22 protein-coding genes and 1 pseudogene are annotated in these 25,670 nt (G+C 73.3%); 13 read left to right on the top strand and 10 right to left on the bottom strand.

The window, feature by feature from the left end; all coding sequences use genetic code 11:
* Both ACIBSW_RS08060 and ACIBSW_RS08055 read right to left on the bottom strand, forming a co-directional pair.
* Positions 1–1,065: a hypothetical protein gene (locus ACIBSW_RS08060; protein ID WP_354729232.1), complete on the bottom strand. Its 1,065-nt coding sequence runs from the start codon at positions 1,063–1,065 to the stop codon at positions 1–3.
* Positions 1,066–1,191: 126 nt separating this feature from the next.
* Positions 1,192–1,755: a GNAT family protein gene (locus ACIBSW_RS08055; protein WP_354729230.1), complete on the bottom strand. Its 564-nt coding sequence runs from the start codon at positions 1,753–1,755 to the stop codon at positions 1,192–1,194.
* Between the two features lie 62 nt (positions 1,756–1,817).
* Here ACIBSW_RS08055 and ACIBSW_RS08050 point away from each other — a divergent pair, with 62 nt between their 5' ends.
* Together ACIBSW_RS08050 and ACIBSW_RS08045 are read left to right on the top strand one after the other, a co-directional pair.
* Positions 1,818–4,079 (top strand): glycoside hydrolase family 9 protein, encoded by a 2,262-nt coding sequence (locus tag ACIBSW_RS08050; RefSeq protein WP_354729228.1) that lies wholly within the window; start codon positions 1,818–1,820, stop codon positions 4,077–4,079.
* A gap of 16 nt (positions 4,080–4,095) precedes the next feature.
* Entirely contained in the window at positions 4,096–4,656 is a 561-nt protein-coding gene (locus ACIBSW_RS08045; protein ID WP_404799274.1) for an HAD domain-containing protein, read from the top strand.
* Positions 4,657–5,149: 493 nt separating this feature from the next.
* Here ACIBSW_RS08045 and ACIBSW_RS08040 read toward each other — a convergent pair whose 3' ends face one another.
* Positions 5,150–5,533: a helix-turn-helix transcriptional regulator gene (locus tag ACIBSW_RS08040; protein WP_354728556.1), complete on the bottom strand. Its 384-nt coding sequence runs from the start codon at positions 5,531–5,533 to the stop codon at positions 5,150–5,152.
* A gap of 208 nt (positions 5,534–5,741) precedes the next feature.
* On the opposite strand from ACIBSW_RS08040, the gene ACIBSW_RS08035 reads away from it, so the two are divergent.
* Positions 5,742–6,065 carry a YciI family protein gene (locus tag ACIBSW_RS08035; protein WP_354728554.1) on the top strand — a complete coding sequence of 108 codons (324 nt, stop codon included), beginning with the start codon at positions 5,742–5,744 and terminating at the stop codon, positions 6,063–6,065.
* On the top strand, positions 6,062–7,294 hold the full coding sequence (locus ACIBSW_RS08030; protein WP_354728552.1) for a DUF6596 domain-containing protein: 1,233 nt from the start codon (positions 6,062–6,064) through the stop codon (positions 7,292–7,294). The genes ACIBSW_RS08035 and ACIBSW_RS08030 overlap by 4 nt, the downstream gene beginning before the upstream one ends.
* On the opposite strand, the gene ACIBSW_RS08025 is transcribed toward ACIBSW_RS08030, so the two are convergent.
* From ACIBSW_RS08025 to aceA, 3 genes are all read right to left on the bottom strand, one after another.
* On the bottom strand, positions 7,291–8,769 hold the full coding sequence (locus tag ACIBSW_RS08025; protein WP_354728550.1) for a mannitol dehydrogenase family protein: 1,479 nt from the start codon (positions 8,767–8,769) through the stop codon (positions 7,291–7,293). The two genes, ACIBSW_RS08030 and ACIBSW_RS08025, sit on opposite strands and share 4 nt — an antisense overlap.
* 167 nt (positions 8,770–8,936) lie before the next feature.
* Positions 8,937–10,532: a malate synthase A gene (gene aceB, locus ACIBSW_RS08020; protein ID WP_354728548.1), complete on the bottom strand. Its 1,596-nt coding sequence runs from the start codon at positions 10,530–10,532 to the stop codon at positions 8,937–8,939.
* Positions 10,532–11,809 carry an isocitrate lyase gene (gene aceA / locus ACIBSW_RS08015; RefSeq protein ID WP_377885239.1) on the bottom strand — a complete coding sequence of 426 codons (1,278 nt, stop codon included), beginning with the start codon at positions 11,807–11,809 and terminating at the stop codon, positions 10,532–10,534. Before aceA ends, aceB begins: the two co-directional genes overlap by 1 nt.
* Before the next feature lie 141 nt (positions 11,810–11,950).
* Here aceA and ACIBSW_RS08010 point away from each other — a divergent pair, with 141 nt between their 5' ends.
* Positions 11,951–13,402, top strand: a complete 1,452-nt coding sequence (locus tag ACIBSW_RS08010; RefSeq protein ID WP_354728546.1) for an XRE family transcriptional regulator — start codon at positions 11,951–11,953, stop codon at positions 13,400–13,402.
* On the opposite strand, the gene ACIBSW_RS08005 is transcribed toward ACIBSW_RS08010, so the two are convergent.
* A complete protein-coding gene (locus ACIBSW_RS08005) occupies positions 13,394–14,167 on the bottom strand; it encodes a methyltransferase domain-containing protein (RefSeq protein ID WP_354728544.1) in 774 nt (257 codons plus the stop codon). The genes ACIBSW_RS08010 and ACIBSW_RS08005 overlap by 9 nt on opposite strands.
* Positions 14,168–14,253: 86 nt before the next feature.
* Here ACIBSW_RS08005 and ACIBSW_RS08000 point away from each other — a divergent pair.
* Positions 14,254–14,541 (top strand): annotated as a pseudogene (locus ACIBSW_RS08000) (winged helix-turn-helix transcriptional regulator); the annotation flags it as partial.
* A 346-nt stretch (positions 14,542–14,887) separates the two neighbouring features.
* Here the strand turns inward: ACIBSW_RS08000 and ACIBSW_RS07995 are convergent.
* On the bottom strand, positions 14,888–15,784 hold the full coding sequence (locus tag ACIBSW_RS07995) for a polysaccharide deacetylase family protein (RefSeq protein ID WP_354728542.1): 897 nt from the start codon (positions 15,782–15,784) through the stop codon (positions 14,888–14,890).
* 232 nt (positions 15,785–16,016) lie between these two features.
* Here ACIBSW_RS07995 and ACIBSW_RS07990 point away from each other — a divergent pair, with 232 nt between their 5' ends.
* The 4 genes from ACIBSW_RS07990 (at position 16,017) to ACIBSW_RS07975 (ending at position 18,481) form a co-directional block, all read left to right on the top strand.
* Positions 16,017–16,760 (top strand): lytic polysaccharide monooxygenase, encoded by a 744-nt coding sequence (locus ACIBSW_RS07990; RefSeq protein WP_354728540.1) that lies wholly within the window; start codon positions 16,017–16,019, stop codon positions 16,758–16,760.
* A gap of 77 nt (positions 16,761–16,837) precedes the next feature.
* Positions 16,838–17,380, top strand: a complete 543-nt coding sequence (locus ACIBSW_RS07985; RefSeq protein ID WP_354728538.1) for a DUF305 domain-containing protein — start codon at positions 16,838–16,840, stop codon at positions 17,378–17,380.
* 46 nt (positions 17,381–17,426) lie between these two features.
* Positions 17,427–17,930 (top strand): MarR family transcriptional regulator, encoded by a 504-nt coding sequence (locus ACIBSW_RS07980; protein ID WP_354728536.1) that lies wholly within the window; start codon positions 17,427–17,429, stop codon positions 17,928–17,930.
* Positions 17,931–17,947: 17 nt separating this feature from the next.
* Positions 17,948–18,481 (top strand): GNAT family N-acetyltransferase, encoded by a 534-nt coding sequence (locus ACIBSW_RS07975; protein WP_354728534.1) that lies wholly within the window; start codon positions 17,948–17,950, stop codon positions 18,479–18,481.
* Positions 18,482–18,484: 3 nt separating this feature from the next.
* On the opposite strand, the gene ACIBSW_RS07970 is transcribed toward ACIBSW_RS07975, so the two are convergent.
* On the bottom strand, positions 18,485–19,123 hold the full coding sequence (locus ACIBSW_RS07970) for a response regulator transcription factor (protein ID WP_354728533.1): 639 nt from the start codon (positions 19,121–19,123) through the stop codon (positions 18,485–18,487).
* A complete protein-coding gene (locus ACIBSW_RS07965; protein WP_354728531.1) occupies positions 19,120–20,295 on the bottom strand; it encodes a histidine kinase in 1,176 nt (391 codons plus the stop codon). Before ACIBSW_RS07965 ends, ACIBSW_RS07970 begins: the two co-directional genes overlap by 4 nt.
* A gap of 152 nt (positions 20,296–20,447) precedes the next feature.
* On the opposite strand from ACIBSW_RS07965, the gene ACIBSW_RS07960 reads away from it, so the two are divergent.
* From ACIBSW_RS07960 to ACIBSW_RS07950, 3 genes are all read left to right on the top strand, one after another.
* Positions 20,448–21,230 carry an ABC transporter ATP-binding protein gene (locus tag ACIBSW_RS07960; RefSeq protein ID WP_404799273.1) on the top strand — a complete coding sequence of 261 codons (783 nt, stop codon included), beginning with the start codon at positions 20,448–20,450 and terminating at the stop codon, positions 21,228–21,230.
* Entirely contained in the window at positions 21,227–23,779 is a 2,553-nt protein-coding gene (locus tag ACIBSW_RS07955; RefSeq protein ID WP_354728529.1) for an FtsX-like permease family protein, read from the top strand. Before ACIBSW_RS07960 ends, ACIBSW_RS07955 begins: the two co-directional genes overlap by 4 nt.
* 475 nt (positions 23,780–24,254) lie before the next feature.
* Complete coding sequence (locus tag ACIBSW_RS07950; RefSeq protein ID WP_354728527.1) at positions 24,255–25,082, top strand: hypothetical protein; 828 nt, start codon at positions 24,255–24,257, stop codon at positions 25,080–25,082.
* Positions 25,083–25,670: the final 588 nt, after the last annotated feature.

Below are 25,670 nucleotides of genomic sequence, written 5' to 3'. Positions count from 1 at the left end.
TCATGGTGTGACCGCGCACTTGGGCGCCACGGTCCGCCACCGCGCGCAGAAGGCCTGCGCCGCGCCGGGGGACGCGAAGCCGTCGTGCAGCAGCACCCAGGATCCGGCGCCGTCGTCGGCCAGCTCGTCCGAGGCGAGGCTGTCGACCAGCCGGACCTGCATGCCGGCGGCGGCGAGCTTGGCGCGCCGCGCCTCGGCGGCCGCCTGCCCGCCGTCCGCGCCGCGGTGCGGGAAGGCGTCGACCAGGACGAACGGCCGTCCGACGGGTGCGGCCGCGACGGGCGTGGAGGCGGCGGCGCCGGGCGGTGCGGCGGCGCGGTCGCGGCCGGGCAGCGGCAGGCGCAGGCCGGAGAACGCGACCGCGGCGGTGGCGCCGAGGGCGAGCAGCACCGCGACGGTGCCGGCGGCCCAGCCGGGCAGCCGCGGCCTGCGCGTGCCGGTGCCGACGGCGGTCAGCAGCGGCCGCCGGTCCTCGCCGGCGCCGTCGTACACGGAGACGATCACGGCGTACGGCCTCGGCGCGCCCATCAGCGGGCGCGACGGCCGGGCTTGCAGGACGACCGGGAGCGACGCGCCCGCCTCGAGCCGGGCGGCCTCGGGCCGCGCCTCGGCGCTGCCGCCCGGCGGGTCGAGCGTCGCGCTGATCCGCAGGTCGGCGGGGTAGCCGCCGGCGTTGCTCAGGCGCAGGTCGAACGTCTGCGCGGCGCCGGGCCGCGGCGTCAGGTCCCCGGTGACCGGTACCGGCACGGCGACCGTGAGCAGCCCGGTGGCGAAGCCGGCGGTCGTGCCGCCGGCGGTGTCCTCGGCGCGCACGGTGAACGGCACCAGCGACGCGCTCGGCGGCTGGTCGGCGGGGGCGCGCAGCACCACCTCGACCGTCGCCGTCGCACCGGGCGCCACGGTGGCCGTCGGCGGGTCGACGCTCGCCCAGCCGGAGGCGCGCCCGCGGGCGACGGTGATCCGGACCTCGCGCGCGGCGAGGCTCGGATTGCGCAGCGTGACCGGCACCCGGACCGCGACGCCCGGCGGCAGGGTCACGGGGGTCGCCGGCAGGGTCACTTCCACGCCGACGATGGTTTCACCGGCATGGTCACGGCAGGTGGGTCGGGTCGCCAACCTGACCGGCGATCCACCCTCCCGTGGCCCGGCCCGGCCTGCGGTGAGCGGGCCGGCGCCGAGCCGATCGCCCGGCTATCGCCGGGTCGCCCGCCATTCGGCGGCCAGGATCGCGAAGATCAACTCGTCGTGCCAGGCGCCGTCGAAGAGGACGCACTCCCGCAGGTGACCCTCCTGGCGCAGGCCGAGCCGGCGCAGCGCCCGCGCGGACGCCTCGTTGCCGGCGTTCGTGCTGGCGGTGACCCGGTGCAGCGCCATCCGGTCGAAGGCGAGGTCGAGCAGGGCGGCGGCGGCCTCGGTGGCGTACCCGGCGCCCTGCGCGTCGGGGTGCAGGATGACGCCGATCTCGCCGTGCCGGTGCTCCGTGCTGACCAGGCTCAGGTCGACCTCGCCGACCAGGCGGCCGGTGTCGCGCTCCTCGGCGGCCAGGACCAGGCAGTCGCCGTCCTCGGCCAGCCGGGTCATGGTCAGGCGCTGCCGGACCACGTCGCGGACGCCGTCCAGGGTCGGCGGCGGCCAGTAGAGGTAGCGCAGCACCTCGGGCCGGCCGCGCAGATCGAACAGCGCGTCCGCGTCGCCGGTCCGGAACGGCCGCAGCAGCAGGCGGGCGGTGGTCAGGGGTTCGTCAAGATCGAGCACCCGCACATGGTCTCACCAGACGTATCGAAACTGTTGACACCCCGTTACAGGCGCACGACCATATGCTCACCAGTCAATGGAAGCGCTCCCAAGGAGACCCTCCCGTGATTCGAGCCCTTGGCGCCGCCGTCCTGCTGACCGCGACACTCACCGTGGTGGGGCCGGCGTCCGCGGCCGCCGCCGACGAGGTCGAGCAGGTCGTCAACGGTGGCTTCACGTCCGGCACCGACCCGTGGTGGTCCACCGCGGGCATGCCGATAACCCTGCGCGACGGCCGCGCCTGCGTGGACGTACCCGGCGGCACCACCAACCGCTGGGACGCCGCCGTCGGCCAGAACGACATCGACCTCGTCGCCGGCGAGTCCTACCGCTACTCGTTCACCGCGTCCGGCGACCCGGACGGGCACATCGCCCGGGCGATCGTCGGGCTCTCCGTCGCGCCGTACGACACCTACTTCGAGTCCTCGCCGGTGCTGACCGTCGCGGGCGACACCTACTCGTTCACCTTCACCTCGGCCGTGACCACCGCGCAGGCGCAGGTCGCGCTCCAGGTCGGCGGCAGCGCCACCGCCTGGGGCCTCTGCCTCGACGACGTCTCCCTGGTCGGCGGCGTGCCGCCGGACGTCTACGTGCCCGACACCGGGCCGCGGGTCCGGGTCAACCAGGTCGCCTACCTGCCGCGCGGCCCGAAGAAGGCCACGCTGGTCACCGAGGCGACGACCCGGCTGGGCTGGCAGCTCAGGAACGCCGCCGGCGCGACGGTGGCGCGCGGGCACACGGCGCCGCGCGGCGTCGACGTCTCCTCGGGCCAGAACGTGCACTCGATCGACTTCGGCGGCTACCGCGGGCGCGGCACCGGCTACACGCTGGTCGCCGACGGCGAGACGAGCCGGCCGTTCGACATCGACGCCGCCGCCTACGAGCGGCTGCGCCTGGACGCCCTGAAGTTCTACTACCCGCAGCGCAGCGGCGTCGAGATCCGCGGCGACCTGCGTCCCGGCTACGCCCGCCCGGCCGGCCACGTCGACGTCGCGCCGAACCTCGGCGACGGCGCGGTGCCCTGCCAGCCCGGCGTCTGCGACTACACCCTGAACGTCATCGGCGGCTGGTACGACGCCGGCGACCACGGCAAGTACGTCGTCAACGGCGGCATCTCCACCTGGCAGCTGCTCAACCAGTTCGAGCGCACCACCGAACCGGGCCGGCTCCGCGACGGCACGCTGGCCGTCCCGGAGAGCGGCAACCGGGTGCCGGACATCCTCGACGAGGCCCGCTGGGAACTGGAGTTCATGCTGAGCATGCGGGTGCCGGCCGGCAAGCCGCTCGCCGGCATGGTGCACCACAAGATCCACGACGCCAACTGGACCGGGCTGCCGCTGCTGCCGCACCTCGACCCGCAGCCGCGCGAGCTGCACCCGGTCTCGACCGCGGCGACCCTGAACCTGGCCGCCACCGCCGCGCAGGCCGCCCGCGTCTACCAGCGCTACGACCCCGCGTTCGCCAAGCGGGCCCTCGCGGCGGCCCGGACCGCGTACGCGGCCGCGCTGGCCGAGCCCGCGCGCTACGCGCCCGAGTCCGACGGGGTCGGCGGCGGCGCGTACAACGACAGCAAGGTCGACGACGACTTCTACTGGGCGGCGGCCGAGCTGTACCTGACCACGGGGGAGAAGCGGTACGCCGACGCCGTGCTGGCCTCGCCCGTGCACACCGCCGACATCTTCGGCCCCGGCGCGTTCGACTGGGCCAACACGGCCGCGGCCGGCCGCCTCGACCTCGCCCTGCTTCCCAACCGGCTGCCCGGGCGGGCGGCGGTCCGCGCGTCGATCGTCCGCGGCGCGGACAGGTACCTGGCGGTACAGGCCGGGCACCCGTACGGCGTCGCGTACGCGCCGGCGAACAACATGTGGGACTGGGGCTCGAACAGCCTGCTGCTCAACAACCTGGTGGTGGTCGCGGGCGCGTACGACCTCACCGGCCGCGACCGGTACCGCGACGGCGTGCTCGAGGGCATGGACTACCTGTTCGGCCGCAACGCGCTCAACATGTCCTACGTGACCGGGTACGGCGAGGTCAGCTCGCAGAACCAGCACAGCCGCTGGTACTCGCACCAGCTCGATCCGGCCCTGCCGAACCCGCCGGTCGGTTCGCTGGCCGGCGGCGCGAACTCGTCGATCCAGGACCCGTACGCGCAGAGCAAGCTGACCGGCTGCGTCGGCCAGTTCTGCTACATCGACGACATCCAGTCGTGGTCGACCAACGAGCTGACCATCAACTGGAACTCGGCCCTGTCCTGGGTGGCATCCTTCGTCGCGGATCAGACGTAGACCTAGACTGCCGATCATGATCGACGTCGAGAAGCCGGTATGGCTTCTCGACGTCGACGGCGTCCTGAACACGGTCCGCCCCGGCTGGGGCGGACCGCCGAGGCGGGCGCAGGTGTGGTCGGGCCAGGACAGCACGTCGTACGTGCTGCGCTGGGCGCCGGCCCTGATGGACCGCATCCGGGCGCTGGCCGCGGAGAAGGTGGAGATCCGCTGGTGCACCACCTGGTGCCCCGAGGCGGACACGCTGGAGCGCCTCTGGCGGCTGCCGGAGCTGGGCCGCGCCCTGCACGCCGACCCGATGCCCCGCGGCTCGGACTGCTGGCCGCTCAAGCAGCAGGCGGCCCGGGCGGTACTGGTCGAGGAGCGCCGCCGCCTGATCTGGACCGACGACGACGCCCTGCCGCCGCCGGGCCCGCGGCGCGACAAGCTGACCGGGCGGGGCCGGGCGCTGCTGATCGCGCCCAAGCCGCTGCGCGGCCTGCAGCCGGAAGACCTGAACCTGATCGAGAAGTTCGCCGAGGGCCGCCGCCTGCCCACCCACCGGGTGGCCGGCCGACACCGGCACACCGCCGACTGAGACTCCGCGCGGCCCGAACCGGGCCTGCCGAGTGGGCAGGGGCGCTGAGGTCAGGCCGGGCGAGCGGCGGCGGCCCGGGCGATCCCACCGGTGCCAGGTCAACCGCGCCGCCGACGCGGCCGGGCGGGACTCCAGTGACCGGACCACACCGCCCGGCGGGTCGGGTCGCGGATATGGCCGGGCGGGCTTTCGCGGTGGCCGGACCGCACCGCCCGGTGGGCCGGGTCGCCGACGTGGCCGGGCGGGCTTTCGCGGTGGCCGGACCGCACCGCCCGGTGGGCCGGGTCGCCGACGTGGCCAGGCGGGGCTTTCGCGGTGGCCGATCGTGCTGCCCGGCCGCCGGGTCGCCGTTGCCGGCCGGGCTTTGACCCCGGCCGGACTCTGTTCCGGGTGTTCAGGCCGCGTTCCCGTGGTCAGGCCCGGGTTCGCCGTGGTCAGGCCCGGTTCCCGCGGTCAGGCCGCGTTCGTGGTGGCCGGGCCGTGTTCGCGGTGGTCAGGCCGCGCTGCCCAGTGGGCCGGGTCGCCGGTTGCCGGCCGCTCGTGCTGCTGCGGCGCGGGCGTCGTGCGATGCCGCGGCGGGCCCGGACTGGCCGTGCACCCGGTCGAACGTCATGAGCCACCGGATCTGCTCCCGCGGCGGCACCCCGCATCCGCGCAGGAAGGCAACGAGCGTGTCGCGCCGCGCGGACCCGGTGCCGGAGATGAGGTTGTAGACCGTGGCGCGTGAGATCGGTGTCCCCGCCTCCCGGCTACGCCGGGCTACGCTGTCGACGGAACGCCGACGCGCGTTGATCAGCGCCCGTAGGCGCCGCCCGAATTCTGCCGGTGTCCGGGCACCGGTCGGGTCCGCAGGGATCGCCGTGATTTCGGCGCTCATCGCCCTCGCCTCTTCTTCGCGTTAGGGGAATGCAGCTCCAGCCACCGTCGATCTTTTCGGGTGCGCAGGGCCGCGAACAAGTGCGCAACTGCGTACCAGTTTGGGCCCGGATAGTTTCTGAACGGATGGTGTCGGATCGGGGCGGGCGCGTTCGTTGCAGGGGTGCCGGCGCCCACGGGGGCGCCGGACGACCACAGGAGATGAGCCGATGCAGTACCTGGTTTCCGTGATCTTCGACGAGCCCGGCCTCGCCACGCAGGACGAGGCGGCCGCCATCGACGTGTTCAACGACCGGCTCGTGGCCGAGGGCCACTGGGTCTTCGCCGGCGGCCTCGCCGAGCCCGGCACGGCCACCGTCATCGACAACCGGGGCGGCGCGGAACTGATCACCGACGGCCCGTTCGTGGATTCGAAGGAGTTCCTGGCCGGCTTCTGGATCATCGAGGCCGCCGACCTCGACGTCGCGCTCAAGCTCGCCGCCGAGGGCTCGAGGGCCTGCAACCGCAAGGTCGAGGTGCGACCGTTCCGGTGAGCGTCGCCGACACCGAGGAGGCGGTCACCCGCGCGCACCGCGAGGAGTGGGCGCGGGTGGTCGCCGCCCTGGCCCGGCGCTTCGGCGACCTCGACATCGCCGAGGAGGCCGCGGCCGAGGCGTTCGCGACCGCCGTCGAGCGGTGGCCGGCCGACGGCGTGCCGCCCAACCCCGGAGCCTGGCTGACCACCGCCGCCAACCGCCGGGCCATCGACCGGATCCGGCGCGAGAGCAAGCGCGGCGACAAGCAGAGGGAGGCTCGGATGCTGTACGACGACGCCCCGCCCGAGCCGGCCGGCGCCATCGACGACGAACGGCTCCGGCTGATCTTCACCTGCTGCCACCCGGCGCTGGCGATGGAGACCCGCGTGGCGCTGACCCTGCGCATGGTCGGCGGCCTGACCATGCCCGAGATCGCCCGCGCGTTCCTGGTGGGCGAGGCCGCTATGGGCCGGCGGATCACCCGCGCCAAAGCCAAGATCAAGGCCGCCCGCATCCCGTACCGGGTGCCGTCCGAGCAGGACCTCCCGGCCCGCGTCTCCGGCGTGCTCGCGGTGCTCTTCCTGGTCTTCAACGAGGGCTACCTGGCGACCGGCCCCGGCACCGACCCGGTACGCCAGGACCTGACCGCCGAGGCGATCCGGCTCACCCGCCTGATCCGCACCCTGCTGCCGCGCGACGGCGAGGTGGCCGGCCTGCTGGCGCTGATGCTGCTCACCGAGGCCCGCCGCGCCGCCCGGGTCTCCCCGCGCGGCGAGCTGGTCACCCTCGGCGAACAGGACCGCGGCGCCTGGGACCCGGCCCTGATCGCCGAGGGCCACCGCCTGGTACGCGAACGCCTGGCCACCGGCGAGCCGCCGGGCCGCTACCAGCTCCTCGCCGCGATCAACGCCGTGCACACCAGCGCGCGCGACGTGCGCGACACCGACTGGTCGCAGATCGTCGCCCTCTACGACCAGCTCCTGCGCCTCGACCCCTCGCCGATCGTCGCCCTGAACCGGGCCATCGCGGTCGCGGAGCTGGACGGCCCCGAGGTGGCCCTGGCGAACGTCGACCGCCTGGAGGCCGGGCTGGCGGGCTATCACGCCTTCCACGCGACCCGCGCGGACCTGCTGCGCCGGCTGGGCCGCAGCGGTCCGTCGCGCGCGGCGTACGACCGGGCCATCGAGCTGGCGGGCAACACCGCCGAGACCGCCTACCTGACCCGCCGCCGCGACCAGCTGGGCTAGGGCGTGCCGGCCAGCTCCTCCAGCGTGGCCCGGGCGCCCTTGGCGTGCAGGGAGGCCAGCACCGACGCGTACGCGGACACGAACCGCTCGTCGTCCACCAGGTCGCCGAAGAGGTCCCGGTCCCGGATGAACGCCAGCGGGTCCTCGCCCGAGCGCCGCGCCGCGGCCACCAGGGTGTCCCGGAGCCGGTCCACCACCTCGATGGGCCGGCCCTGTTCGTCGACGCCCTCGGCGTACCGGGCCCAGCTCGCCACGACGGCGGTGGCGCGCAGGATCTCGCCGCCGGTCTCGAGGTTGCGCCGGATCACCGGCAGCAGCCACTTCGGGATGCGGTCGGAGCTCTCCGCGCAGAGCCGGGCCACGGTGTCCTTCACCCGGGCGTTGGAGAACCGGTCGATCAGCTGGTGCCGGTACTCGTCCAGGTCGATGCCGGGCACCGGCTCCAGCGTCGGGGTCGCCTCGGTGTACATGTACGCCAGCAGGAAGTCCGCGAACAGCGGGTCCTGCGCGACGTCGTGCACCAGCCGGTAGCCGGCCAGGTAGCCGAAGTAGCAGAGCGCCTGGTGGCTGGCGTTGAGCAGGCGCAGCTTCATCAGCTCGTAGGGCTCGACGTCGGCGACGACCTGCACGCCCGCGTCCTGCCACGGCGGCCGGCCGAGCGGGAACCGGTCCTCCAGCGCCCACTGGGTGAACGGCTCGCAGACCACCGGCCACGCGTCGTCGACGCCGAACCGGGTGCGGACCAGCTCGCGGTCGTCGTCGGTGGTCACCGGGGTGATCCGGTCGACCATGCTGTTCGGGAACGCGACGTGCTCCTGGACCCAGGCGCCCAGGGCGGGGTCGAGCAGGGTGGCGAAGGCGACGAAGCTGCGGCGGGCGACGTGGCCGTTGCCCTGGATGTTGTCGCAGCTCATGATCGTGAACGGGTCCAGGCCGCGCTCGCGGCGGCGGGCCAGCGCGGCGGTGATCAGGCCGAACGTGGTGCGCGGCGCGGCGCCGGGGGTCAGGTCGTGCCGCACGCCGGGATCGTCGGCGAGGAAGTCGCCGGTGACCGCGTTGATGTTGTAGCCGCCCTCGGTGATGGTCAGCGAGACGATCCGCACCCCGGGGGAGGCCATCTTCTCGATCACCGCCTCCGGGTCGTCCGGCGCGAAGAGGTACTCCCGGATCGAGCCGATCACCCGCGGCTCGAGCGTGCCGTCGGGCGCCTTGACGACCAGGGTGTACAGCCCGTCCTGGGCGTCGAGCGCCTCCTGCATGCGCCGGTCGGCGGGCATGACGCCGACGCCGCAGATGGCCCAGTCCAGCGCCGCGCCCGCGTTCATCAGGCGATCGAGGTACATCGCCTCGTGTGCCCGGTGGAAGCCGCCGACGCCGAAGTGGACGATCCCGGTGCGCAGCGCGCCCCGGTCGTAGGCGGGTGTGGGCAGGCCGTCCGGCAGGGACGGCAGGGTCTTGGCATTGAGCGGCAACATCGGCGCTTCCTCCCAGCCTGGAACGGGTCCGACGTCACCAGCATCCCGTGAGCCCGCGCGCCGGGCACTTCGTACCGCTTCTTTCGCATTGTCCGTCAACACGGGCAACGGCCCGGTGGCAGATCGCCACCGGGCCGCCTCGGAAGGGCCATTCCGTCTCTAAGCCGTCAGACCGCCACCGCCGGCGCGAGCTTGCCGCCGGTCATGTGCCGCAGGTACGCCGGCAGGGTGAGGAACTCCGGGCAGGTCCGCTCGGAGAGCAGGACGGTCAGCAGCGTCCGGGCCTGGCCGAAGCGCCGCGCGGCGTCCTCGTCCAGGGCGCCGGTCTCGGCCAGCACGTCCAGTTCCTCGCGCAGCATCCGGGTGACCAGCCCGGCCGTGATCGGCACGCCGTAGTCGGTCGGGGTGCCCGTCGAGATCCACTGCCAGAGCTGGGTCCGGCAGATCTCGGCGGTCGCCGCGTCCTCCATCAGGCCACCGAGCGCGACCGCGCCGCGCCCGCCGAGCCAGGCCGCCACGTAACGCAGTGCCACGCTGACGTTGGTCCGCAGCGCGACCTCGCTGACCGTGACGGCGGTGGCCCGCACGTCCAGCAGTTCCTTGGCCGTGACCCGGACGTCGTCGCGCTTGCGCACGATCTGGTTCGGCTCGAAGCCGAGCCACTGGTCGAAGACCTCCTTGCAGGTCTCGACCAGGCCGGGGTGTGCGACCCAGGAGCCGTCGAAGCCGTCGCCGACCTCGCGCCGCTTGTCCTGGCGGACCTGGTTCAGCGCCCGCTTCGCGGCCACCGGGTCCCGGCTGGGCACGACGGCGGCCATGCCGCCGATCGCGTGTGCCCCGCGCCGGTGGGCGGTCTTGACCAGCAGCTCCGTGTACGCCCGCATGAACGGAGCCGTCATCGTCACCTGCGACCGCTCCGGCAGCACCACGTCGGGGCGGTTTTTGATCATGCTGAACAGGTAGTCCCAACGGCCCGCGTTGAGCCCCGCCGAGTGCTCGCGCAGCTCGTAGAGGATCTCGTCCATCTCGAAGGCGGCGGTGATCGTCTCGATCAGCACCGTCGCGCGGATCGTGCCACGGGGGATACCCAGCAGGTTCTGCGCGAAGACGAAGACGTCGTTCCACAGCCGCGCCTCGAGGTGGCTCTCGAGCTTCGGCAGGTAGAAGTACGGGCCGCTACCGCGGTCGATCTGCTTCTGCCCGCAGTGGAACAGGTACAGACCGAAGTCGAACAGCGAGGCCGAGACCGCCCGCCCGCCGATGCGCACGTGGCACTCCGGCAGGTGCCAGCCGCGCGGCCGCACCATGACGGTCGGCAGCTCGTCGCCGACCCGGTACTGCCGCCCGTCCGGCGCGGTGTAGTCCAGCTTGCCGTCCAGCGCGTCCCGCAGGTTGCGCTGGCCCGAGACGACGTTGTCCCAGGTCGGCGCGGTAGCGTCCTCGAAGTCGGCCATCCACACCTTGGCGCCCGAGTTCAGCGCGTTGATGGTCATCTTCCGCTCCGGCGGGCCGGTGATCTCCACCCGCCGGTCGGTCAGGTCCTCGGCGGGGGGTGCCACGGACCAGGTGTCGTCGATGCGGATGTGCTTGGTCGACTCGAGGAAGTCCAGCTCCGTGGTGCGGGTCGCCCGGCGGCGCCGGCGGCGCTCCAGGAGCTGGACCCGTCGCGCGCCGAATTCCCGGTCCAGCGCCACGACGAATTCGATCGCCTCGGGGGTGAGGATGTCGGTGTAGTCGGACGCCGCGACGGTGACAGTTTCCATCAGAATTGCTCCGCTTCGGTCGAGCCGGACAGCGCGGTGGTGGAGCTCTCCGGGTTCAGCGCCGTCGAGACGGCGTCGAAGTAGCCGGTGCCGACCTCAGCCTGGTGCTTGGTCGCCGTGTAGCCGTTCGCCTCGGCCGCGAACTCGGCCTCCTGCAGCTTCACGTACGCGCTCATGCCGGTCTCGCCGTAGCCCTTGGCCAGCTCGAACATCGAGTGGTTGAGGGCGTGGAAGCCGGCCAGCGTGACGAACTGGAACTTGTAGCCCATCGCGCCGAGCTCCTTCTGGAACCGGGCGATGTCGGCGTCGTCGAGGTTGCGCTTCCAGTTGAACGACGGCGAGCAGTTGTACGCGAGCATCTTGCCCGGGTGCTCCTTGTGCACGGCCTCGGCGAAGGAGCGGGCGAACTCCATGTCCGGCTTGCCGGTCTCGCACCAGATCAGGTCGGCGTACTCGGCGTAGGCGACACCGCGGGCGATCGCGGCGTCCGGGCCGCTGCGCACCCGGAAGAAGCCCTCGGCCGTGCGCTCGCCGGTCAGGAACGGGCGGTCGCGCTCGTCGACGTCGGTGGTGAGCAGGTCCGCCGCCAGGGCGTCGGTGCGGGCGATGATCAGGCTGGGCACCCCGGCCACGTCCGCGGCGAGGCGTGCGGCGTTCAGCGTGCGGATGTGCTGGGCCGTCGGGATCAGCACCTTTCCGCCGAGGTGGCCGCACTTCTTCTCCGAGGCGAGCTGGTCCTCCCAGTGCACGCCCGCCGCGCCCGCGGCGATCATGGCCTTCATCAGCTCGAACGCGTTGAGCGGGCCGCCGAAGCCGGCCTCGGCGTCGGCGACGATCGGGGCCAGCCAGTCACGCTCGTTCTTGCCGGCGGCGTTGTCGATCTGGTCGGCGCGCAGCAGCGCGTTGTTGATCCGGCGCACCACCGCCGGCACCGAGTTCGCCGGGTAGAGGCTCTGGTCCGGGTAGGTGTGCCCGGACAGGTTCGCGTCGGCCGCGACCTGCCAGCCGGACAGGTAGATCGCCTTGAGCCCGGCCCGGACCTGCTGCACGGCCTGGCCGCCGGTCATGGCGCCGAGCGCGTTGATGTAGTCCTCGTTGTGCAGCAGGTCCCAGAGCCGGCGGGCGCCCCGCTCGGCGAGGGTGTGCTGCTCCTGGACCGTGCCGCGAAGCTTGACGACATCCTGCGCCGTGTAGCTGCGGCGCACGCCGAGCCAACGGGGATCGCCGGCCCACGCCCGAGTGAGGTCCGCTGCGGTACCGCCCCGAACTTCGGTCAGCTGATCAGTCATGTGAATAGCCCTTCAGTGCTGTGCCTTTGGTGCCTGGGTGGAAGAAGTTCACTGTCACGCAGGGCGCAACCCCTAAAGAAGGCACTTGTGAGGAGAAGAATCGAGAATCTTCTGCTAGCGTCAAAACCTATGACGGCTTCACCTTCCGACGCCACGGTCGACCTCGTGACGCTCGGGCAGCGCCTGCGGCACCAGCGCCGCGCCAACGGCATGACCCTCGATCAGCTCAGCGCGGCGGTCGGCCGCGCGCCCTCGCAGCTCTCGCTGATCGAGAACGGCAAGCGGGAGCCGAAGCTCAGCGTGCTGCAGGCGATCGCCGGCGCTCTGGGCGTACAGATGCAGGATCTGCTGCGACCGGAGGCGCCGAGCCGGCGCGCCGGGCTCGAGATCGAGCTGGCCCATTTCCAGCGGGAGCAGGCATATGCCGCGCTCGGCCTGCCGACGGTGCGCGGCGGGCGGCGGCTGCCGGCCGACGCGCTGGAGTCGCTGATCGGGCTGCACCGCGAGCTGACCCGGCTGCTCACCGAGCAGAGCGCCACTCCGGAGGTGGCCCGGCGGGCCAACCAGCAGCTGCGGGTCGAGATGCGCGAGCGCGACAACTACTTCGAGTACATCGAGCAGGCCGCGGCGAAGGTGCTGCAGTCGGTGCGGCACACCACCGGCCCGCTCTCGCAGCGCGGCATCCTCGACATCGCCGCGCAGCTGGGCTTCTCGTTGCACTACGTGAGCGACCTGCCCGGCTCGGCACGCTCGGTGACCGACCTGCGCAACCGCCGGATCTACCTGCCGCAGGTGGCCAGCGGCAAGGGCCACGACCCGCGCGCGGTGGTGCTGCAGACCCTCGGCCACTTCGTGCTCGGCCACAACGACCCGGGCGGCTACCGCGACTTCCTGCGCCAGCGGGTCGAGGTGAACTACTTCGCGGCGGCGCTGCTGATGCCGGAGAAGTTCGCCACCGAGTTCCTGCGCGAGGCCAAGGCGGACCGGGCCCTGGCCATCGACGACTTCCGCGACGCGTTCGGCGTCTCCTACGAGACGGCCGCGCACCGCTTCACCAACCTGGTGACCCACCACTTCGGCATCCCGGTCCACTTCGCCCGGGTGCACGAGAGCGGCACCGTCTACAAGGCATACGAGAACGACGACGTCCGCTTCCCGACGGACGTCACCGGGGCGATCGAGGGCCAGCACGTCTGCCGCAAGTGGGCGTCGCGCACGGTGTTCGGCGCCGACGACCCGTACTCGTCGTTCTACCAGTTCACCGACACCGGCTCCGGCACGTACTGGTGCACCGTGCACGTGGAGTCGACCCGCTCCGGCGAGTTCTCGGTGACGGTGGGCACGCCGTACGAGCACGCCCGCTGGTTCCGCGGCGGCGACACCACCCGGCGCACCGTCTCGAGCTGCCCGGACCCGAACTGCTGCCGCCGCCCGCCGGCGGAGCTCGTCGAGCGCTGGGGCGGGCAGGCCTGGCCCAGCGCCCGGGTCCACTCGCACCTGCTGGCGGCGCTGCCGCCCGGCACCTTCCCCGGCGTCGACGCACAGGACGTCTACGAGTTCCTGCAGCGCCGCTCAGAGTGAGGCGACGACCAGCCGTACCTCGATCGGGGCGGCGACCGCGCCGGCCGGGTCGACGAACGGGGCCATCGCGGCGTGGCAGCCGGCCACGATCCGTTCGTGCACGGCCCGGTCGACGCCGTCCGCGATCGGCAGCAGCTCGGCCGTGAGGAAGGTGTCGAGGCTGTCCATCCGGGTCGCGTCCAGCCACGTCTCGCGGCGGTGCTCGCGCAGGCCGGCCGCGGCGAAGAGGTCCGGCTCGCCGGCGCCGAAGTAGCCGCCGATCAGGTCGAGCGCCGCGGCGCCGGCGTGCCGGGCCACCACCTCGGTCAGCGCGACGTAGCCCGGGCTGGCGGCCAGCCGCCCCGGCACCTGCACCACGACGCGCCCCCGCGGGCCGGCCACCCGGCCCATCTCCCGCAGCGCGGCCACCGGGTCGGCGAAGAACATCAGCGCGGCCTGCGACGCCACCACGTCGAATGAGGCGTCGCCGAACGGCAGGACGCCGGCGTCGCCGGTCAGCCAGCGCAGGTCCGGCCGCAGCCGGCGGGCCACGGCGAGCATCGCCTCGCTGCGGTCCAGCCCGGCGACGCCGCCGGGCCCGGCCCGGCCGGCGGCGGTCCGGGCCACGATGCCGGTGCCGCACCCGACATCCAGCAGCGACGATCCGGGTACGGGCGCGGCGGCGTCCACCAGCCGTCGCGCCCAGCCGGCGAAGAGCGCCGGCACGAAGGTCGACTCGTAGAATTCGGCGGCCCGCGCCGACAACGCATAGGTCTGCTCGGTCATGCCGCCACGCAACCACCGCCCGCACAAGGGCGAAAGTTCGAAGAACGAACTTCCCCGGCCCGGCCGCGGGGGCGCAGGGTGGGTGCATGCGAGGCTACGGGCAGTACTGTCCACTGGCGCTGGCCGCCGAGGTCTTCGCCGAGCGCTGGACGCCGATCATCATCCGGAACCTCTCGCTCGGCTGCACCCACTTCAACGAGATCCTCGACGGCGCGCCGGGGCTGTCGCGCAGCGTGCTCTCGCAGCGGCTGCGCCTGCTCGAGCGCGCCGGCGTGGTGGGCAGGACGCAGACCGGCAGGTCCACCGCGTACGGCCTGACCGTCAGCGGCGGCGAGCTCGCCGGGGTCTGCCTGGCGCTGGGCGCCTGGGGCGCGCGCTGGCGCGAGGTCCGGCCCGAGGACCAGGATCCCTACCTGGCGCTGTGGACCCTGTCGAGGATGATCGACCCGGCCACGCTGCCGCGGCCGCGGGTGGTCGTCGCCTTCCACATCACCGGTCACCGCGCGCCGAACCGCTTCTGGCTGGTCCTGGCCGCCACCGGCAACGAGGTCTGCGTCAGCGCGCCGGGCTACCCCGAGGACGGCCAGGTCACCACGGACGTCGCCGGCCTGGTCCGCTGGTACGCGGGCGAGGCGACCCTCGGCGCGGTGCAGCGCGGTGGCGGCATGGCGGTGCGCGCGCCGAGCTGGCTGGTCCGCGAGCTGGCCGGCTGGGGCGCGCTCAGCCCGTACGCCCGGGTCGGTGCGGGATGTAGTCCTCCAGCAGGGCCGGGGTCAGGCCGGCCCGGTGAATCGCGCGCAGGGCGGCCAGGAAGTCCCGCACGAACGCCGGGCGGAAGTGCATCAGGATGATGTCGCCGCGCTGGACCGCCTTGCCCTCCTGGTAGCGGACCTTGCCCTTGTGGACGGTCTCCTTCCACATGAAGGCCGCGTCGATGCCGCAGTCGTGCGCCGCGCGCAGCGTGGTGGCGTCCCGGGTGCCGAACGGGGGGCGGAACAGCACCGGGCGCCGCCCGTACAGGTCGCCGAGCCGGTCGGCCGAGCCGCAGATCTCGCGGTGCTGGAACGCGTAGGACCGGCCCCGCAGCTGGGGGTGGGTCATCGTGTGCGCCTCGATCACCGCGCCGTGCTGCTGCAGCCGGGCGAAGTACGGCTCGTCGTCGCGGATCGCGTCGGTGGTGAGAAAGAGGGTGACCGGCACGCGCGCGGCCGCGAGCAGCTTGGGCGCCTCGGGTGACCTGATGAAGCCGTCGTCGATGGTGAGGAACGCGACCGGCTGATCGGTCGGTATCCGCGACAGGTACGGCACGCCCCCGGACGCCGGCAGCGTGATGGGCACCGGCGGCGGCGCCGCCGGGAAGACCGGGATGTCGGACAGCGCCCAGCCGACCGGCGGCGGCGCGGCCGGCGCCGAGGGGGCCGCGAGAACCGGGCCCGGCACGGACGCCGGGCTCGCCGACGCGGACGGGACCGGCCGCGCGGCCTCCGCGCCACTCCGGCCCGCACCGCCCCGCCCGGCGTCGCCTCGGTCGGCGTCGCCCCGGCCGGGGGAGCAGGCGGCGGCCGGCAGCAGGGTGAGGGCGGCGGCCAGTGCGAGGGCTCGGCGGCTCAAGATCACATTGACCACCGTAGCAACGCCCGCAAAACGCGCAGCGCAGGCAAATCGGTACGGAACGCAATCGCGGCTGGTGGGACATCGAAAAACTTCGTTAGCTCTATTTACTGTTAACAAGCTTTAACTTATGTTGAACGGACAGCCGACGGAGCTTTCCCATCGGAAGATCTCGATGCCCGCGGCAGGCCGGGAGCCCCCACCCCGGCCTGCCGTCCCCCATGAAGAGGAGCGCTTCATGAGACGAAGACTCACCCTGCCGATGCTGACCGTTGCCACGGTCGGCGCCTCGTTGTTCATCGCCGTCGCGCCCGCCTCGGCGCACGGTTACATCTCCTCGCCGCCCAGCCGCCAGGCCAACTGCGCCCGGGGCGCGGTGGCCAACTGCGGCGACATCGTCTACGAGCCGCAGAGCGTCGAGGCGCCCAAGGGCTCGATGCAGTGCAACGGCGGAGGCAGCCGCTTCGCCGTGCTCAACGACAACAGCCGGGCCTGGCCCGCCGCGTCGGTCGGCCAGTCGGTGACGTTCAACTGGGTGCTCACCGCCCGGCACGCCACCACCAACTGGGAGTACTTCATCGGCGGCACCCGGCTCGCCAACTTCAACGACGGCGGCGCGCAGCCCGGCGCCACCAAGACCCACACGGTCAGCATGGGCGGCTTCAGCGGCCGGCAGACCCTGCTGGCCAGGTGGAACATCGCGGACACCGCCATGGCGTTCTACTCCTGCGTGGACCTGAACATCGGCGGTGGCGGCGGCAACCCGCCGACCACCCCGCCGACGACGACGCCGCCGACCAACCCGCCGACCAACCCGCCCACGACGCCGCCGCCGGCCGGTGGCACCTGGCGGGCCGGCACCGCGTACGCGGTCGGCAGCACCGTCACCTACGGCGGCCTCTCGTACCGCTGCCTGCAGGCGCACACCGCCCTCGCGGGCTGGGAGCCGCCGAACGTTCCGGCCCTCTGGGCCCGGATCTGACCCCGCACCATCGGACGGGTCCACCGCCGCCGGCGCGTGGACCCGTCCGGCTTGGAAGCACCGGGAGGTTCTCGATCGTGCGCCGCCTCTTCGCCGCCGTCCTGCTGCTGGCCGCTCTGGCGGGCTGCTCCGCCGAGCCGGCGGAACCGCCGCCGCCCGCCTTCAACGCCACCGACGTGATGTTCCTGCAGATGAGCATCGACTACATCGGACAGGGCGACCAGGTGGTGGCGCTGGCCGAGCGGCGCGCCGCCGACCCGCGGGTGCGTGCCCTCGCGGTCGAGCTGCGGGGCCAGTGGCAGGGCGAGGCGGAGACCATGCGGCGCTGGCTGACCGGCTGGCAGCAGGCGCCGTCCGCGGATCCCGCGGCCGGCGCGCACGCGGGCCACGGCGAGCTGCACTCGCTGCGGCCCGCGGACCTCGCCGAGCTGACGGCCGCAAAGGGCGCCGACTTCGACCGTACGGCGGTCAGCCTGCTCCTCGGGCACCTGCACAACTGCGTCGAGGTGACCCGGATGGAGGCGACCGGCGGGCAGTCCCCGCCCGCGAAGGCGCTCGCCGAGACGATGACCAGGCAGCGCCAGGGTCAGATCCAGCGGATGCTCGCCCTGGCGGCGTAAAGCACCCGTCCGCCCCTGCTTGAAGCTTCAATTTCGCAGTACGATGATGTGCGTGACCGTCGAACCCGCCGGATCGCCCCGCTGGCTGAGCGCGGGCGAGCTGCACGCCTGGCTGCCCATCGGCGGCCTGCTCCTCAAGCTGCCGGCCGCCCTGGACGCGCAGACGCTGCGTGACTCGGGACTGAGCCACTTCGAATACCTGGTGCTCGCGAGCCTCTCCGAGGCGCCGGAGCGCACCCGCCGGATGAGCGAGCTCGCCGCCCTCGCCAACGGCTCGCTGTCCCGGCTGTCACACGTGGTGAAGCGCCTCGAGAAGCGCGGCTGGATCGAGCGCCGGGCCTGCCCGTCGGACGGCCGATACACCAACGCGGTGCTCACCGCGGCCGGCTGGGAGAAGGTCCTGGCCAGCGCGCCCGGGCACGTCGCGGCGGTCCGTGCGCTGATCCTGGACGCGCTGACCGCCGAGGAGCTCGAGCGGTTCGGCGAGATGGCCCGGCGGATCCTGGACCGCCTCGAACCCGGGGACGCCCGCGCCGCCTTCCCCGGCTGACGGATATCGTCACCGTCGTGGCCGAACTGATCGCACCCACCGCGCGCCTGCACCGCGCCTGGCTGAGGTCCCGCGACGAGTGGGGGCGCGACACCCACCAGGACGGCGCCGGCCTGCGCGCGGGCGACGAGGTCGACACCCCGGACGGCTTCGCCGCCTGGGTGCGCCGTCTGCTGATCGAGTCGGACCCGGCCGTTCCGGTGTCCGAGGGCTGGGTGCACTGCACCTACTGGTGGATCGTCGAGGACGGCGAGGTGCTGGGCGCGATCGCGCTGCGCCACGAGCTCAACGACTTCCTCGCGCGCGCCGGCGGCCACATCGGCTACGGCGTACGCCCGTCGGCGCGCCGCCGCGGCCTCGCGTCGTTCGCGCTCGGCGAGGTGCTGCGCCAGGCCGGCAAGCTCGGCCTGGACCGGGTGCTGATCACCTGCAACGTGTCCAACGAGGCGTCTCGCCGCACGATCGAGCGCAACGGCGGCGTGCTGGAGGACATCCGCGAGACGGAGATCGGCCGGCTGCGCCGCTACTGGGTCGACGTCTCCGCCGACTGACCCTCAGCCGACCAGGCGGCGCTCCCAGGCCCAGGCGGCGATCTCCACCCGGTTGCGGGCGCCCAGCTTGGTCTGGACGCTGCCCAGGTGGGTCTTGACCGTGCCGACCGAGATGAAGAGCTTGGTGGCGATCTCCGCGTTGGTCAGGCCGCGGGCCGCCAGCTTCACCACGTCCAGCTCGCGCGGCGACAGGCCGCCGTCGTCGCCCGCCGGCGCCGGCGGCGACAGGTGCTCCAGCAGCCGTACGGTGATCGACGGGCTGATCAGCGCGTCGCCCGACACCGCCGCGCGGACCGCCTCCACCAGCAGCGCCGGCCCCGAGTCCTTCAGCAGGAAGCCGGCCGCGCCGTTGCGCAGCGCCGAATGCACGTACTCGTCGAGGTCGAAGGTCGTCACCACGACCACCTTGACCGGGTCCGCGACGCCCGGCCCGGAGAGCAGCCGCAGGGCCTCGAGGCCGTCCATCCGGGGCATCCGGATGTCGAAGAGCGCCACGTCCGGCCGCAGCCTGCGGGCCATCGCCACCGCCTCGACGCCGTCCGCGGCCTCGCCGACCAGCTCCATGTCCGGCTGCGCGCCGATGATCATTCCGAAGCCGGTGCGCACCATCGCCTGGTCGTCGGCGATCATCACGCGGATCACCGCGCCACCTCCTGGTCGAGCGGCAGGGCCGCGTCGACCACCCAGCCTCCGTCGATGCCCGGCCCGGCGGAGATGCGCCCGCCGACCGCGCGGACCCGTTCCGTCAGGCCCACAAGACCGTACCCCGGCGCCTCCCGCGGCACGGTGGCGCGCGGCGCCGCGCCGTCGTTCGCCACCCGGACCAGCAGCCAGTCGGGGGTGCGGCGGACCCACACGTCGGCGACCCGCGCGCCCTGGGCATGCCGGCGGATGTTCGTCAGCGCCTCCATCACCACCCGGTACGCCGACGTGGACACCTCCACCGGGATCCCGGCCGTGCTCCCGTCGACGTGCAGCCGGGCCAGCACGCCACCCGAGGCGCCGAACTGGTCGAGCAGCGGCCCGAGCTCGTCGACCCCGGCCAGCGGCGCCAGCGGCGCGTCCGGCCGGGCGTTCGGGTCGCGCAGCACGCCGACCATCCGGCGCATCGACGCCATCGTCTCGGCGCCGGCCGCCTCGATCTGCTCGAGCGCGAGCATCACCCGCTTCGGGTCCTGCTCGGCGACGAAGCGCGCGCCCTGCGCCTGCACGACGATGCCGGTCACGTGGTGTGCGATGAAGTCGTGCAGGTCGCGGGCGAACTCGGCGCGCTGCTCCGCCCGTACGGAATCGATCGCCCGCTGCCGGGTCGACTCGATGGTGCGCAGGTAGACGGCGAGGCCGATGACCGCGGTCGCCGCCAGGCCCAGCGCCAGGCCGGCGATGACGTAGTCGGCGGTCAGGCCGCCGCGCAGCGGCAGGAAGCCGATCGCCATGCCGATCGGCAGCACGGCGATGACCGCCCACTGCGCGTCGCCGCGGCGGGCGACGACGTACATGATGCCGAGCAGGCCGACGGCCTCGGCCAGGCCGAAACTGCCGCCGACGCCGCCGGTGAGCACGGCGAGCACGAGCGTCAGCAGTAGCGAGCACCCGGCGAGCAGCATCGCGAGCTTCGGCAGACGCGTCGAACCCTGTCGGTGCCGGGGCAGCCAGACCACCGCGGTCGCCACCGCGCTGACGATCATCACCGGCGCCAGGATCATGCTGCCGCCGCTGGCCAGGGTGCTCAGGTCGATCAGGCCGAGCACCGCCATCAGCAGCAGGGCGGCGACCTGGCCGGAGTGGAACAGAAGATTCTTTCGCGTCAACATCGTGACCCAGCGTAACCGCTGGTCAACGCCCCTCCATCGGCCGAAAGTCAGACCCGGGCCGGGCGGTTGTCCCCGCTGCGGACCGATGCGCGGGCCGGCCCCGCGCCATCAGGATTCTCCCAGTTTCGCTCACCCCGCCTCGGAGGCTCCTGATGAGAACGCAGTCCCCGGCCGTCGCGCCGGCCCCGGCCGGTCCGGACGACGGCATGACCGCCGTCGCCGCGGTCAACCTGGTCAAGGTGTACGGCAGCGGCGACACCGCCGTACGGGCCCTGGACGGCGTCACCGTCGGCTTCGCCCGGGCACAGTTCACCGCGATCATGGGCCCGTCCGGCTCCGGCAAGTCGACGCTCATGCACTGCCTCGCCGGCCTGGACACGGCCACCTCGGGCCGGGCCCTGCTGGGCGGCACCGACCTCACAGCCCTGAGCGACAAGGTCCTCACCCGGGTCCGCCGCGAGCGGATCGGGTTCGTCTTCCAGTCGTACAACCTGCTGCCGCAGCTCACCGCCGAGCAGAACATCACCCTGCCGCTCGACCTGGCCGGCCGGCGCGCCGAACGCGGCCTGTTCGCGCACCTCGCCGACGTGCTCGGCATCACCGGGCGCCTCGCGCACCGGCCCAGCGAACTCTCCGGCGGCCAGCAGCAGCGGGTCGCCCTGGCCCGCGCGCTCGTCTCCCGCCCCGAGGTGGTCTTCGCCGACGAACCGACCGGCAACCTGGACTCGCGCTCCGGCGCCGAGGTGCTGACCTTCCTGCGCAACTCGGTGCGCGACCTCGGGCAGACCATCGTCATGGTCACCCACGACCCCGCCGCGGCCGCCTACGCCGACCGGGTGGTGCTGCTCGCCGACGGCGCGGTCGCCGGCGACCTGGACCGGCCCGGCCACGCCGAGATCGCCGACGCCCTGCGCGACCTGGGAGCCCGCCGATGACCGTGCTGCAGACCCAGCTCACCGGGGTGGCACGGCGCCCGGCCCGGCTGCTGCTGACCGGCCTGGCCATGCTCGTCGCGTCCTTCGTGGTCTACGCGACAGTGCTCGCGCAGCAGATCACCGTGCGCACCATGCTCGACGGGCTCAGCGGCACCCCCGCGGCCGCCGACCTCGTCGTCGGCCCGGACCGCCCCGACGGCACGCCCTTCCTCACCGCCGACCACCTGGCGAAGATCAAGGCCGTGCCCGGCGTCGCCGAGGCGGTCGGCCGGACGGAGACCACCGGCATGACCGGCGGGCAGTACCTGAACCTGACCGCCGACCCCGGCAGCGGCCCCCTGGCGGTCACCCACGTCACCCAGGGCCGGTACCCGGCGGCGCCCGGCGAGATCGCCGTCAGCCCCCGTACGGCGGACCGGCTAGGCCTGCCCGTCGGCACCGCCGTCACCCTCTTCACGAGCTGGGACGACAAGGGCAACCCGGCCAAGCCGGTGAAATTCACCGTCACCGGCCTGGTCGACGCCCGCGACGACTACGGCTTCACCGGGTACGCGCCGGAGAGCACCATCACCGCCCTCGCCCCCGACGGCCTGCTCACCCAGGTGGACCTGCGGCTGCGCCCCGGCGCCGACGCGGCCGAGGTACGCGCCGCGGTGGAACGGGCCGCACGCTCCGGCCCGGCCCCGGCCGAGGGCTTCGAACGCCCCCGGGTCCGCACCGGCCTCGCGGTACGCACCGCCGAGGCGAACCGGGCCGCGGCCGACCTGAACGCCCTGTTCGCCGTGGTCGCGATGTTCGTGGCGATCGCCGTCGTCGCCGCCGGCCTCGTCGCCACGTCCACGTTCCGGATCGTCTTCGCACAGCGGATGCGCCAGCTGGCGCTGCTGCGGGCCGTCGGCGCCGGGCGCGGCTCGATCAGCCGGGCCCTCGCCGCCGAGGGCGCGCTGACCGGCCTCGTCGCCGGCGTCGCCGGCGTGCTCGGCGCCCTGGCCGCCGGCCACGCGCTGCCGCCGCTGCTGCGCGCCCTCGACCTCAGCGTCGCCTCGCCCGGCTGGCCCGTGCTGCCCGCCGTCGGCGTGATCCTGCTGTCGGTGACCATCACCGTGCTGGCCGTGCTCGCCCCGGCGGTCTCGGCCGCCCGGGTCTCCCCGCTCGAGGCGCTGCGGTCGTCCGGCACCACCGGCGGGCGCCGCGACATCGGCGTGCCGCGCTGGGCGTTCGGCCTGCTGTTCGCGCTGGGCGCGGCGGCGTCGGCCGCGTACGTCATCGCCGGCCTGCCCGGCCGCGACGAGAAGGACTACCAGGTGGAGCCGATGCTGCTCATGGTCGTCGTCTCGGGCGCGCTCGCGTTCTTCGCCCTGATGGCCCTCGGCCCGGTGCTGGTACGGCCCGTCCTCGCCACCGTCGGCTGGCCGGTGCGGCGCCTCGGCGCGGTCGGCCGGCTCGCCGTCGGCGGCGTCGGCGGCGCACCCCGGCGCGCCGCCGCGGTGTCCGTGGTCGTGGCGCTCGGCGTCACCCTGATCGCCGGGCTCGTCGTGACCGGCGCCTCGATCCGCGTCCTAGCCGACCGGGAACTCGCGTCGTCGGTGCCCGCCGACTTCGAACTGACCGCCGACTCCTCAGTGCCCACCGCCCTGTACGAACAGGCGAAGGCCAGCACCGACCTGGCGCACGTCACGCCGTACCGGCGGCTGAACGACGTGCGGGCCGGCGGCACGGAGTTCGGCTTCGCCGCCACCGACCTGGCCATGACGGCCCTGCCGGCGCTCGGCAAGCTCGACGTCTCGGCCGGCTCGCTCGCCGACATCGGCCCCGGCCGGATCGCCGTCTCGGGCTTCGCCGCCGACGAGACCGGCCTGAAGGTCGGCGACACCACGACCCTGACCGCCGCCGGAAAGACCACGCAGGTGAAGGTGGTCGCCACCCTGCCCGACGCGGCTCCACTGCAGTCCTACCTGCTGCTCGACCCGGCCGACCTCACCGGCCTCGGCGCGCCGACCGCCTACTCGGGCCTGCTCGCCGACGCGGCGAACCCCGGCGAGGAGGGCCGCACCGCCGGGCAGAAGGCGCTGCGGCAGCTCGCGCAGGGCCGTACCGGAATGGGCGTCACCGTCCTGGCCGACCAGCGCGACCAGCTCAACCTGGTCCTCGACGGCGTGCTCGGGGTGGCCCTCGGCCTGATCGGGCTGACGGTCCTGATCGCGGTCGTCGGCGTGGGCACCACGACGGCGCTCTCGGTCGTGGAACGGGTCCGGGAGTCCGGCCTGCTCCGGGCGGTCGGCCTGTCCCGCGGCGCCCTGCGCCTGATGCTCACCACGGAATCCAGCCTGTACGGCGTCATCGGCGCCACCATCGGCCTGCTCCTCGGCGTCCCGTACGCCTGGCTGTCGATCAAGGCCCTCGGGGTGAACGCGCCGCTGTCGCTGCCGGTGTGGCAACTGGCCGCGGTCTTCGCGGCGCTGGTCACCTTCACGGCACTGGCCGGGGTACTGCCCGCCCGAAAGGCGTCCCGGGTCAGCCCGGTCGCCGCCCTGGCCACCGACGGCTGACGAGCAAGCACCTGCTCCCGAGAGCGACCGGGCCGGCCGGGCGCGGCCGACCCGGTCGCGGCTCGCTGGCGTCGTCCGGTTGGTGGAGTGGCCCAGGGTCAGGGTCCACTCGGCCAACCGGATAACGCCACCGAACCCCGACCACACCCAGCCGACCCGCCGACCCCGACAGCAAACGCCCCTCACCCACAGTCAGAGCCCACTCCACCAACCGGACAACCCCACCAAACCCCGACTCGCCCAACCACACCCAGCCGACCCGGTACCCCCGAAAACAGACGCCCATCACCCACAGTCAGAGCCCGAGGACGCGCGCTTTCGGGTCGGTCCGGCTCGGGGACCCGGACCCGGTGCGTGGTGTGCCCGCTGGGTCCGTCCGTCCGGGTCGGCCTTTGGTGAATTGACATCGGCGGGGATGATGTCGACGTCAGAGCCGCCATGATCATCGCGGAGGTCGAGTGAACGTCAGCCACGCATGGTGATCCGGCGGCGGCGCGAGGCCGCGCGCGCGGACCAGATCATCCGGGCTCTCCAGCGGCCTCCGGAGCCCATCGAGGTGCGCGGCGCCCGGCGATGGCGGTGGGCGGACGAGCACTGGCGCGACTGGCTGCGCCGGTCCGGCACCGCCACGGAGCTGTTCACCCGGCGCAACGAGAGCGACGAGTACCGGTACCTCCTGGGCGCGGACGCCTACCGGGACCAGTTGGTGGAGGTGCTGTCCCGCGCCCAGCCCCGGGACTGCGCGGCCGCCGGCCTCGGCTGCACCCGGCGCATCGACCGCGCCTGCCGCGGCCCGGAGATCTGCTCCCGGGATCGCGCGGAAGCCCCCGCCGACCGAACCCGCCGGGAGGGCCCGCTCCCCGGCGCCTGCGACTCGTTCCACCTGGACCTCGGCGACGGCCACGCCTCGATCGAGTTCAGCGCGGGCGACCGGCACCGCGCCGTGCTGTGGTGGGAGATTTCGTCGCCCGCGATGCTCTGGATCGACGGCACCCGCATCGCCCCGGAACAGACCCTCGACGTCTCCGGCCGATGGCTCGACGACCGTTTCTACATGGTGCAGGCCGCAGGCCCGGAGGACCATCCGGCACAGGAGTACGGAATGGGAACCCTGAGCTGCCGCATCAGATCCGTTCTGCTCCACGACGCCGACCGGTCCTCGACAAAGCTGCTCACCCCAACCCCGACCGAACCCTGGACCGATCCACGGATCGTCCGCGACGGCGAATCGCTGCTGATCTACGCCCGCCCGGAAGACACCAAGACCGGCACTCCACCGACCCGAACCCTGCCGGTCGAATAACGCCCCACTCCCACACCGAGCCACAGCCTCCCTACGATCCACCGCGAACCCTCCCGACACATTCGAGCAGAACCTCGTTCCAATGTCCCGGCCCATGCAAGCCGCCCATTCCATTCGCAATATCCGGGCCGGACACGTCGAGTAATCGGCGCGCCACACGACGTTCGTCCCGGCGAATTTACGGACCCGTCGATATCTTTTGTTCCCTCAGTCAATAAACGGCGACCTTTCCGAATCCTGCCCTCGTCTCCAACCGCAGATTGCGCCCGACGCAATCTGCCGAGCCCCGCCTTCCCCGCCAGCCAGTCGACCAGGCCGCCACCTGTCACCGTCACGGGCATCAGTCACCGTCACGGGCACTCGCACCGGCGAGGTCGCCGGTCGGCGGTTGGCGGTCAGCCGCCCGGGCACAGGCCTCGGCACCGGTCACCGTCACGGGCGCTCGCGCGGTCATCGGCGCAGGCGTGGGCGCTGGTCACCGTCACGGGCGCTCGCGCGGTCATCGGCGCAGGCGTGGGCGCTGGTCACCGTCACGGGCGCTCGCGCGGTCATCGGCGCAGGCGTGGGCGCTGGTCACCGTCACGGGCG

The sequence above is a fragment of the Actinoplanes sp. NPDC049668 genome (assembly GCF_044465445.1).
Lineage (GTDB): Bacteria > Actinomycetota > Actinomycetes > Mycobacteriales > Micromonosporaceae > Actinoplanes.
The sequence above is the reverse complement of the archived record's forward strand: the minus strand, read 5'-3'. Positions and strand labels throughout refer to the sequence as shown.

Bases quoted from the DNA above. Each gene is read 5' to 3' on its own strand.
- ACIBSW_RS07980 (WP_354728536.1), top strand. From the start codon at position 17,427: ATGTGCGTGACCGTCGAACCCGCCGGATCGCCCCGCTGGCTGAGCGCG.
- ACIBSW_RS08025 (WP_354728550.1), bottom strand. From the start codon at position 8,769: ATGTTGCCGCTCAATGCCAAGACCCTGCCGTCCCTGCCGGACGGCCTG.
- ACIBSW_RS08050 (WP_354729228.1), top strand. From the start codon at position 1,818: ATGCTCACCAGTCAATGGAAGCGCTCCCAAGGAGACCCTCCCGTGATT.
- ACIBSW_RS07960 (WP_404799273.1), top strand. From the start codon at position 20,448: ATGAGAACGCAGTCCCCGGCCGTCGCGCCGGCCCCGGCCGGTCCGGAC.
- ACIBSW_RS07950 (WP_354728527.1), top strand. From the start codon at position 24,255: ATGGTGATCCGGCGGCGGCGCGAGGCCGCGCGCGCGGACCAGATCATC.
- ACIBSW_RS08010 (WP_354728546.1), top strand. From the start codon at position 11,951: ATGACGGCTTCACCTTCCGACGCCACGGTCGACCTCGTGACGCTCGGG.
- ACIBSW_RS08045 (WP_404799274.1), top strand. From the start codon at position 4,096: ATGATCGACGTCGAGAAGCCGGTATGGCTTCTCGACGTCGACGGCGTC.
- ACIBSW_RS07990 (WP_354728540.1), top strand. From the start codon at position 16,017: ATGAGACGAAGACTCACCCTGCCGATGCTGACCGTTGCCACGGTCGGC.
- ACIBSW_RS08005 (WP_354728544.1), bottom strand. From the start codon at position 14,167: ATGACCGAGCAGACCTATGCGTTGTCGGCGCGGGCCGCCGAATTCTAC.
- ACIBSW_RS08040 (WP_354728556.1), bottom strand. From the start codon at position 5,533: ATGAGCGCCGAAATCACGGCGATCCCTGCGGACCCGACCGGTGCCCGG.
- ACIBSW_RS07965 (WP_354728531.1), bottom strand. From the start codon at position 20,295: ATGTTGACGCGAAAGAATCTTCTGTTCCACTCCGGCCAGGTCGCCGCC.
- ACIBSW_RS08035 (WP_354728554.1), top strand. From the start codon at position 5,742: ATGCAGTACCTGGTTTCCGTGATCTTCGACGAGCCCGGCCTCGCCACG.
- ACIBSW_RS07955 (WP_354728529.1), top strand. From the start codon at position 21,227: ATGACCGTGCTGCAGACCCAGCTCACCGGGGTGGCACGGCGCCCGGCC.
- aceB (WP_354728548.1), bottom strand. From the start codon at position 10,532: ATGGAAACTGTCACCGTCGCGGCGTCCGACTACACCGACATCCTCACC.